This window comes from Streptomyces sp. NPDC059994 (genome assembly GCF_042737755.1).
GTDB lineage: Bacteria > Actinomycetota > Actinomycetes > Streptomycetales > Streptomycetaceae > Streptomyces.
Genome location: NZ_JBHWUR010000186.1, coordinates 1 through 7,763 on the forward strand (window position 1 = coordinate 1; position 7,763 = coordinate 7,763).

9 protein-coding genes and 5 tRNA genes are annotated in these 7,763 nt (G+C 73.1%); 7 read left to right on the forward strand and 7 right to left on the reverse strand.

The window, feature by feature from the left end; translation table 11 throughout:
- The first annotated feature begins 305 nt into the window (after positions 1 to 305).
- Together ACFWA7_RS39080 and ACFWA7_RS39085 are read left to right on the forward strand one after the other, a co-directional pair.
- Complete coding sequence (locus ACFWA7_RS39080; RefSeq protein WP_385827922.1) at positions 306 to 1,310, forward strand: phosphotransferase family protein; 1,005 nt, start codon at positions 306 to 308, stop codon at positions 1,308 to 1,310.
- Positions 1,311 to 1,370: 60 nt separating this feature from the next.
- Positions 1,371 to 1,691, forward strand: coding sequence for a zf-TFIIB domain-containing protein (locus ACFWA7_RS39085; protein WP_385539886.1), 321 nt, complete (start codon positions 1,371 to 1,373; stop codon positions 1,689 to 1,691).
- A gap of 93 nt (positions 1,692 to 1,784) precedes the next feature.
- On the opposite strand, the gene ACFWA7_RS39090 is transcribed toward ACFWA7_RS39085, so the two are convergent.
- The 5 genes from ACFWA7_RS39090 to ACFWA7_RS39110 all read right to left on the reverse strand — a co-directional run bounded on the left by ACFWA7_RS39090 (position 1,785) and on the right by ACFWA7_RS39110 (position 2,263).
- Positions 1,785 to 1,856 (reverse strand) — tRNA-Val (locus tag ACFWA7_RS39090).
- Between the two features lie 50 nt (positions 1,857 to 1,906).
- Positions 1,907 to 1,978 (reverse strand) — tRNA-Val (locus ACFWA7_RS39095).
- A gap of 26 nt (positions 1,979 to 2,004) precedes the next feature.
- Positions 2,005 to 2,076: transfer RNA gene (locus ACFWA7_RS39100), tRNA-Val, on the reverse strand.
- A gap of 1 nt (position 2,077) precedes the next feature.
- Positions 2,078 to 2,151, reverse strand: a tRNA-Cys gene (locus ACFWA7_RS39105).
- Positions 2,152 to 2,190: 39 nt separating this feature from the next.
- Positions 2,191 to 2,263, reverse strand: a tRNA-Gly gene (locus ACFWA7_RS39110).
- A 202-nt stretch (positions 2,264 to 2,465) separates the two neighbouring features.
- Here ACFWA7_RS39110 and ACFWA7_RS39115 point away from each other — a divergent pair.
- The 3 genes from ACFWA7_RS39115 to ACFWA7_RS39125 all read left to right on the forward strand — a co-directional run bounded on the left by ACFWA7_RS39115 (position 2,466) and on the right by ACFWA7_RS39125 (position 5,251).
- Positions 2,466 to 3,512, forward strand: a complete 1,047-nt coding sequence (locus ACFWA7_RS39115) for a chorismate-binding protein (RefSeq protein WP_385539887.1) — start codon at positions 2,466 to 2,468, stop codon at positions 3,510 to 3,512.
- Positions 3,513 to 4,334, forward strand: a complete 822-nt coding sequence (locus ACFWA7_RS39120) for an aminotransferase class IV (protein WP_385827924.1) — start codon at positions 3,513 to 3,515, stop codon at positions 4,332 to 4,334. It abuts the gene before it with no gap.
- Positions 4,335 to 4,414: 80 nt separating this feature from the next.
- The gene (locus ACFWA7_RS39125) at positions 4,415 to 5,251 is read left to right on the forward strand and encodes a GNAT family N-acetyltransferase (RefSeq protein ID WP_385827926.1); all 837 of its coding nucleotides are present in this window, start codon (positions 4,415 to 4,417) and stop codon (positions 5,249 to 5,251) included.
- A 61-nt stretch (positions 5,252 to 5,312) separates the two neighbouring features.
- Here ACFWA7_RS39125 and ACFWA7_RS39130 read toward each other — a convergent pair whose 3' ends face one another.
- Complete coding sequence (locus tag ACFWA7_RS39130) at positions 5,313 to 5,840, reverse strand: DsbA family protein (RefSeq protein WP_385539892.1); 528 nt, start codon at positions 5,838 to 5,840, stop codon at positions 5,313 to 5,315.
- Between the two features lie 155 nt (positions 5,841 to 5,995).
- Here ACFWA7_RS39130 and ACFWA7_RS39135 point away from each other — a divergent pair, with 155 nt between their 5' ends.
- Both ACFWA7_RS39135 and ACFWA7_RS39140 read left to right on the forward strand, forming a co-directional pair.
- The gene (locus ACFWA7_RS39135) at positions 5,996 to 6,445 is read left to right on the forward strand and encodes a hypothetical protein (protein WP_385539894.1); all 450 of its coding nucleotides are present in this window, start codon (positions 5,996 to 5,998) and stop codon (positions 6,443 to 6,445) included.
- A 464-nt stretch (positions 6,446 to 6,909) separates the two neighbouring features.
- Entirely contained in the window at positions 6,910 to 7,089 is a 180-nt protein-coding gene (locus ACFWA7_RS39140; protein WP_371651313.1) for a hypothetical protein, read from the forward strand.
- A 58-nt stretch (positions 7,090 to 7,147) separates the two neighbouring features.
- On the opposite strand, the gene ACFWA7_RS39145 is transcribed toward ACFWA7_RS39140, so the two are convergent.
- The gene (locus ACFWA7_RS39145) at positions 7,148 to 7,705 is read right to left on the reverse strand and encodes a CGNR zinc finger domain-containing protein (protein WP_385539896.1); all 558 of its coding nucleotides are present in this window, start codon (positions 7,703 to 7,705) and stop codon (positions 7,148 to 7,150) included.
- Between the last annotated feature and the right edge of the window lie 58 nt (positions 7,706 to 7,763).

Below are 7,763 nucleotides of genomic sequence, written 5' to 3' on the forward strand. Positions count from 1 at the left end.
CTGGGGAGCCGGCCGGGCAACGCCTTTTGCATGGGCGGGGGGCGCGCGCTCCGCTGGGTGCGGTGACTGGGAGTGAGGTGATTTGGCTGCGGGTGGTCCGTGGCTGGTCGCTCCCCCAAGTTCTCGGCTTCGCTCGAACAGGGGGGACCCCCATCGCGGCGGAGCCGCAAATGTCGCAGTCCCGCGCCCCTGAGAGGGTGCGCCCGTGCCCAGGGTGCCCGGGCCTGGCACCTCCACGGGAGGGCCCTCCCGGCCACCGCGAGCCGAGCCGTACGCTCGCAGGGAAGCCACACCTGCGGAGACCCATGTCCCCCTCACTCGTTGCCACCCTGGCCGAGGCCGCCCGCACGGCGGCCCACCGCACCGCACCCCGCCACCCGTGCGGGACGTGCGCGGCGGCCGAGGTCCTCGCCGACCGCCCGGACGGCACCGTCGTCCGGCACGGCCGCGTCGTCGCCAAGGCGCATGCCCCCGACACGGACCGGCCCGCGCTCGACGTCCGCCTGTCCATCGCCGCGCACCCCCTCCTGCACGGTTTACTGCTGCCACCCCTAAGGCCCGAGGCTTCCGTCCCCCCAAGGGGCGCGGGGAACTGCGCGCCCAGCCCCCACCGGCCCGCAGACGAAGCACACGGCCGCCCGCCCGTCACCCTCTGGCCCCACGGCACCCCCGTGGACCCCGCCGACCCCGACAGCGCGCCCTGGGCCGAGGCCGGGCGGCTGGTGGCGGGGCTGCACCGGGTGCCTGCCGGGGCGCTGCCCGGGCCGTTGCCCGCGATGCGGGGGCCGGTCAAGGCCGCCAGGGCCGTGGCGCGGATGCGGGGCGCCGGGGTCCGGGGCGCGGCGGGCGACGCCGTGCTGCGGGCCTGGGGCCAACTCCCCGCGTGGGTCCGGGCCGAGACCCCGCAGCCGGGCCCGGCCCGGCTCTGCCACGGCGACTTCCACCTCGGCCAGCTCGTCCGGCACCCGGCCGGCAGCGGCGACTGGCTGCTCATCGACGTGGACGACCTGGGCCTCGGCGACCCAGCCTGGGACTTGGCGCGCCCCGCCGCCTGGTACGCGGCGGGGCTGCTCGACCCCGGCGACTGGGCCCGCTTCCTCGCCGCGTACCGGCAAGCGGGCGGTCCCGCGGTCCCCTCGGGAGGCGACCCGTGGCCCCAACTCGACGTGTCCGCCCGCGCCCTGACCGTACAGACGGCGGCCCTGGCTCCCGCCAAATGCGCGAGCGGGCGCCGCGTGCCGGACGAGGCGGAGCTGGCCATGATCGAGAGCTGTACCCGAATCGCAGCACTCCCGCCCGAGTTCCCGTGACGGCGGCCGACGTAGGGTGCTGCTTGCCCATCGTAGAAACGGCGAGGAGTTGAGCCGGTCATGCAGTGTCCCAAGTGCCACGCACCCATGCACACGTACAACCGCAACGGTGTCCAGATCGAGCAGTGCAGCGGTTGCCGGGGAATCTTCCTCGACTACGGGGAGCTGGAGTCGCTGACCCGGCTGGAGTCGCAGTGGGTGCAGCAGGCCCCGTCGGCGCCCGCCCCGCAGGCCTATCCCGCGCCCCCGGCCCCGCAGGGCTACCCGGCCCAGGCCCCGCACGCCCCGGCCTGGGGCGCCCCGCAGCAGCACGGCGGCCACGGTGGTCACTACGGCCACAAGCGCCACAAGGGCTTCGGCCACATGCTCTTCTCGTCCTGAGCACCTGAGCACCTGAGCGGCGTGGCCCCGCACGGCGGGGCCACCTGCACGACGGAGCCCCCGGCCTTCGAGAAGGCCGGGGGCTCCGGGCTGTGCGCGATACTGGGATTGAACCAGTGACCTCTTCCGTGTCAGGGAAGCGCTCTCCCGCTGAGCTAATCGCGCGGGGATCGGTCAGAACCATACAGGACGGCTCCGGACCGGGTGGTACTGCGTGCGCGATACTGGGATTGAACCAGTGACCTCTTCCGTGTCAGGGAAGCGCTCTCCCGCTGAGCTAATCGCGCGGGTACAGATCTTCGAGAAGATCCAGTGGACGATACTGGGATTGAACCAGTGACCTCTTCCGTGTCAGGGAAGCGCTCTCCCGCTGAGCTAATCGTCCTTGGAGGTGGAGACGGGATTTGAACCCGTGTAGACGGCTTTGCAGGCCGTTGCCTCGCCTCTCGGCCACTCCACCAGGAGTGCGAGCAGGGGTTCGGGAAGATCCCCCACATCGAGCGGACGACGAGATTCGAACTCGCGACCCTCACCTTGGCAAGGTGATGCTCTACCAACTGAGCCACGTCCGCTTGTCGTTTCCGTTTCGCTTGCGCGTCCCGGCGACGTGTTGAACTCTAGCGGATTCCTGGGCCAGTACAAAAACGCGTTTGTGCAGCGTGCTGCGGTGTGCCCGCCCCGCGCCCGCCGCCGGGTCCGCCCCGGACCCGGCGTCCTGCCTGGTCCGCGCCCGGTCCGGGGCGGTGGTGCGGCGGCGCCCCTAGACTCACAACCGTGCATGACCTCGCTCCTCTGGCCCGCTTCGGCGGGCTCCTCGCCTCCGATCTCCGCGATGTGACCGCCGACCCGGAGGCGCTGGACTCCTCCGGCTTCTGGGCCGTCGCCGCCGACTTCGAGGGCCGTCTCGTCTGCGCCCGCTTCGCGGACGTACGGGCCGTCCCCGTCCCCGCGCCCGTCCCGGGTGCCTGGCGCGGTCCCGCCGCCGGTGACTGGACGTCCTCCCTCGACCGCGCCGCGTACACGGCGGGCGTACGCAGGATCCGTGAGCACATCGCGGCCGGCGAGGTCTACCAGGCGAACCTCTGCCGCGTCCTGACCGCGCCGCTGCCCGACCCGGCCGCCGCCGACGTCGACGCGCTCACCGCCCTGCTCGCCCGGGGCAACCCCGCCCCCTACGCAGGAACGATTCGGCTGCCCGCGCACGGCGTGGAGATCGCCACCGCCTCGCCCGAGCTCTTCCTGCGGCGTACGGGACGGGTCGTCGAGTCCGGGCCCATCAAGGGGACCGGCCGCACCGCCGAGGACCTCCTGGAGAAGGACCACGCCGAGAACGTGATGATCGTCGACCTGGTCCGCAACGACCTGGGACGGGTCTGCGCCACCGGCTCGGTCACCGTGCCCGAGCTCTGCGCGGTCGAGCCCCACCCGGGCCTGGTCCACCTGGTGTCGACCGTACGCGGGGAACTGCGCGAAGGAGCGGGCTGGAAGGACCTCCTCGACGCCTCCTTCCCGCCCGGGTCCGTCACCGGGGCGCCCAAGTCCAGCGCGCTGCGGATCATCGAGGCCCTGGAGACCGCCCCGCGCGGCCCCTACTGCGGAGGCATCGGCTGGGTCGACGCCGACCGGCGACGGGCCGAGCTCGCCGTCGGCATACGCACCTTCTGGATCGACCGCCCCCGGGGCGTGCTCCGCTTCGGCACCGGCGCGGGCATCACCTGGGGCTCGGACCCCGAGCGGGAGTGGGCCGAGACCGAGCTCAAGGCCTCGCGACTCCTCGCGGTAGCGTCGGGCGCGTATACGCAGAGTGGAAGGACCGCGTAAATGCAGATCTGGGTGAACGGCGGACTGCGGGACGCCGATGCCGCACAGGTGTCCGTCCTCGACCACGGGATAACCGTGGGCGACGGCATCTTCGAGACGGTGAAGGCGGAGAAGGGGACGACGTTCGCGCTCACCCGCCATCTCGCCCGGCTGACCCGCTCGGCCCGCGGCCTCGGGCTGCCCGACCCCGATCTGGACGAGGTCCGCCGCGCCTGCGCCGCCGTGCTCGACGCCAACCCCGTCGCGCTCGGCCGGATGCGGATCACCTACACCGGCGGCCTCTCCCCGCTCGGCTCCGAGCGGGGGGACAGCGGCCCGACGCTGGTCGTCGCGGTCGGCGAGACCCGGCGCCGCCCCGACACCACCGCCGTGATCACCGTCCCCTGGACGCGCAACGAGCGCAGCGCCGTCGCCGGGCTCAAGACCACCTCGTACGCCGAGAACGTCGTCGCGCTGGCCCGCGCCCACGGGCAGGGAGCCACCGAGGCGCTCTTCGGCAACACCGTCGGCGCGCTCTGCGAGGGGACCGGCTCCAACGTCTTCGTGGTCGTCGACGGACAACTGCACACCCCGCCGCTCGCCTCCGGCTGCCTCGCCGGGATCACCCGCGAGCTGGTCGTCGAGTGGACCGGCGCCCAGGAGACCGAGCTGCCCCTGGACGTGCTGGAAAGGGCCGAGGAGGTCTTCCTGACCTCCACCCTCAGGGACGTCCAGGCGGTGCACCGGGTCGACGGCCGCGAGCTGACGGGCACGCCCGGCCCGGTCACCGCCAAGGCGATGCGCGTCTTCGACGAGCGGGCCGCCTCCGACCTCGACCCGTAGCCGCCGCGGAGACCCAAGCGGTGGGACCCGTCCCGGCAAATCCGGTGACGGACGGCGGCCCGGCAGGTACAACGGCCTTGATGACCACGACCATTCGGCCGACCGGGCCGCTCCAGCAGGGCGCCGACGGCGCCGCCTCCCGTACGTACGACGTCTGTGTGAACAGCAGACGCGTCGGCACCATCACCGTCGCCACCGACGCGGCGTTCGGCCCCGCCATGGGGGTGATCAGGGGGCTGCGCATCGACGGGCCCGACCGGGGCCGCGGCCGGGGGACCGTCGCCGCGCTCGCCGCCGAGGAGGTGCTGCGCGGCTGGGGCTGCACCCAGGTGCGCGCGGCGGTGCCCGCGGACGCCCCCGCGGCCCTGCGGATGGCCGACGCGCTCGGCTACACCGAACGCAGCCGCAACATGGTCAAGCGGCTGCCCGCCGAGGCGTCCGTCCTCCCCGCCGCGGTCACCGGGCGTCCGATGACCGAGGCCGAGTACACCGTCTGGCACCACGACGAGCAGGAGAACTACGCCCGCAGCTGGATCGCCCGGGGCGTCCCGGCCGACCAGGCCCGCGCCAAGGCCGAGGCCGACCACCGCGACCTGCTGCCCCACGGCCTGGCGACGCCCGGCGTCCACCTGGAGGTGCTGGTCAGCGGCGCCGCCGTGGTCGGGCACGTCTGGGTCGCGCGCAAGGAGCTGGAGACGGGACCCGCCGCCTACGTCTACGACGTGGCGGTCGCCGAGGAGCACCGGGGCCGGGGCCACGGCCGGGCCCTGATGCTGCTGGCCGAGCGGGCGGCGCTGGCCGACGGCATGACCACGCTGGCCCTGCACGTCTTCAGCGACAACACCCCGGCCGTGCGGCTGTACGAGTCGCTGGGGTACGAGCCGACGGAGTACAACCGCGCCAAGGCTCTCCTCTAGGGCCTGTCGTCCAATTCCCGCCTGCCCCGCGACGCGAATTCGACGACAGGCCCCAGGGGTCTCAGACGCCCAGCAGCCGGTCCGCGATCTCCTGGACGCGGGCGCGCAGGCCCTCCTGGCTCTTGCCGCCGTCCAGGCGCTCGCCGTCGATGAGGTACGTGGGGGTGCCGGTGACGCCGATCGCCTTGCCCTCGGCCTGGTCGGCGTCGACGATCAGCAGATGCCGGCCGTCGATGAGGGCGGTGTCGAACTCCTCGGCGTCCAGGCCGAGTTCCCGCGCGGCGTCGAGCAGCACGCGCTCGCCCCGCTCGCCGAGCTCCTCGGTGCGGGCGAGTACCGCCTCCACGTACGGCCAGCCCTGGCCCTGCTCGAACGCCTCCTCGGCGGCCTGGGCGGCGGCGTAGGCGTGCTTGTGCTTCTCCAGCGGGAAGTGCCGCAGCCGGATGTCGAGCCGGTCGCCGTAGTGGGCCCGCAGGGCGCGGACGTCGTCGAGGGCGGCGTGGCAGTCGGGGCACTGGAGCTCGCACCACACGTCCAGGACGACGGGGGCGGCGGAGCCGGGGGCGGTTTCGGGGGTGGTCTCGCTCATGGGGCCAGTCTTCCAGCCCCGCCCGAGGGGCCCCAACCGGGACCTGGGGAGGATCCGCCCCCGAGATCTCCCTGATGTCCTGGCGCACCGTGGCCCGGACGGCCCGCTCCGGTGCAGGATGGAAGGGCCACACCCCCCATGTCTGGAGGAACCGGATGCTTGCCGAGACCGTCTGTTCCGCCGCGTCCGCGGCCGGACTGGGCATCGCCGTCGTCACGGCGTACCGCAAGCGCTTCCTGTCGGCCACGCGGATCGCCGCCTACTCGCTGGTCCCCGTGGCCCTGGTCATGACCGGTGTCGTGGGATGGGTGTCCGGCATCGTGTTCAAGCCGAGCGTCTGGGCGGGCTTCGGCCTGCTCGGCATAGCCTGGCTGCTCTTCTCCGCCACCCGGCTCGTCGAGCGGCGCTCCGAGGGCGGCACTCGCAAGGAGCGCAAGGCGGCCGGGGCGGCCGGGGGAGAGGCGATCGCCCCGGCGGCCTCCGCGCCCTCCCTGGGCGCCGGTCGCCGGTCCGCCGCACAGCCCGCCCCGAAGGCGAAGGGCAAGTCCGGCGGCGCGGAGGACTTCAGCGACATCGAGGCGATCCTGAAGAAGCACGGGATCTGACCCGGAGCCGAGGGCGCGTACGTCCGGATACGGAACCCCGGTAGGGGGCCGGACCCGATAGGGAACCCGGCCCGGAATCTGAAAGAGCGTCGGAATCTGACACTCCATAACTTGTCGTGACCGGCCTGACCGGCCTGGCCGGAGAATTTCCGCGGTCATGAATTCGCTTATACGGAATTCCAGTTGGAGTGAATTCCAGTCAGGGTACGGGAGCGCTCCCAAGTCCGATTACGGAAGCGTTTCCCGGCCCCGGCCCCCCCATTCGCCCCCGGCGTCGACGCGGCGCGGGCCCGGACGACGGAAGCGTTTCCCGGCCCCGGCCCCCCATTCGCCCCCTGCGTCGACGCGGCGCGGGCCCGGACGGTGGCGGGCGCGGCGCCGGCCCGGCAGTATCGAAGTAACTCCCGCTGCGAGTGGGCGTGTTGGCGCTCTGTGGTGCCCCCGCTGGTCCATCATCACCCGAGATGCTGGACACTTCCCCGGGGCACGTCCCCGCGCCGCCCGAAGAACCGCACGCCACGCCTCCGGCCGACGAGCCGCGCGGCTGTCTCTTCGCCCTTTCGCAGCCACCCCTGATGATCTTCCTCGGGGTGATCGGCTGTCTGCTGCTCATGGCGGCCCTGCACGATCTGTACCTGCTGTGACCGGCGGTAAGGGAGCGCCCCGCCCGGGGCGGCGCCTGGGTCGGCCCGCCGCTTCCTTTCAGCCCGCCGCTTCCTTGCGCCGGGCCCGGTAGGCGGCCACGTGCAGCCGGTTCCCGCAGGTGCGGCTGTCGCAGTAGCGGCGCGAGCGGTTGCGGGAGAGGTCCACGAAGGCCCGCCCGCAGTCCGGCGCCTCGCACCGGCGCAGCCGCTCGTGTTCGCCCGCCACCACGATGAACGCGAGTGCCATCCCGCCGTCGGCGGCCAGGTGGTCCGCGATCGAGGCGCCGGGCGCGAAGTAGTGCACGTGCCAGTCGTAGCCGTCGTGGTCGGTGAGCTGGGGGGTGGTGCCCGCCTCCGCCACGATCTCGTTGACGAGACCGGCCGCGGCCCGGGCGTCCGGCGCCTCGAAAACACCCGCGAAACGGCCGCGTACGGCCCGTACGCCGGAGAGATCGCGCGCCGTGAGGCTCTCCACGCCGCTGACGTCGTGGTCCCGTACGAAGCCGTCCAGCGCCTCGATGTCGGCGAGCCGGTCGGGCTCCTCCCTCTCCGGCGAGGTGTTCACCAGATCGACCACCATGTCGAGGGCGATCCGGGTGTCGTGAGGGATCAGCACGATTCGCTCCCTGGCCTGCTGCGGGCCGGTGCCCGCCGATGCCCGGTGACTCTAGCGG

Coding starts and splice junctions, on each gene's coding strand:
- ACFWA7_RS39125 (WP_385827926.1), top strand. CDS start 4,415: ATGACCACGACCATTCGGCCGACCGGGCCGCTCCAGCAGGGCGCCGAC.
- ACFWA7_RS39085 (WP_385539886.1), top strand. CDS start 1,371: ATGCAGTGTCCCAAGTGCCACGCACCCATGCACACGTACAACCGCAAC.
- ACFWA7_RS39135 (WP_385539894.1), top strand. CDS start 5,996: ATGCTTGCCGAGACCGTCTGTTCCGCCGCGTCCGCGGCCGGACTGGGC.
- ACFWA7_RS39120 (WP_385827924.1), top strand. CDS start 3,513: ATGCAGATCTGGGTGAACGGCGGACTGCGGGACGCCGATGCCGCACAG.
- ACFWA7_RS39080 (WP_385827922.1), top strand. CDS start 306: ATGTCCCCCTCACTCGTTGCCACCCTGGCCGAGGCCGCCCGCACGGCG.
- ACFWA7_RS39140 (WP_371651313.1), top strand. CDS start 6,910: ATGCTGGACACTTCCCCGGGGCACGTCCCCGCGCCGCCCGAAGAACCG.
- ACFWA7_RS39130 (WP_385539892.1), bottom strand. CDS start 5,840: ATGAGCGAGACCACCCCCGAAACCGCCCCCGGCTCCGCCGCCCCCGTC.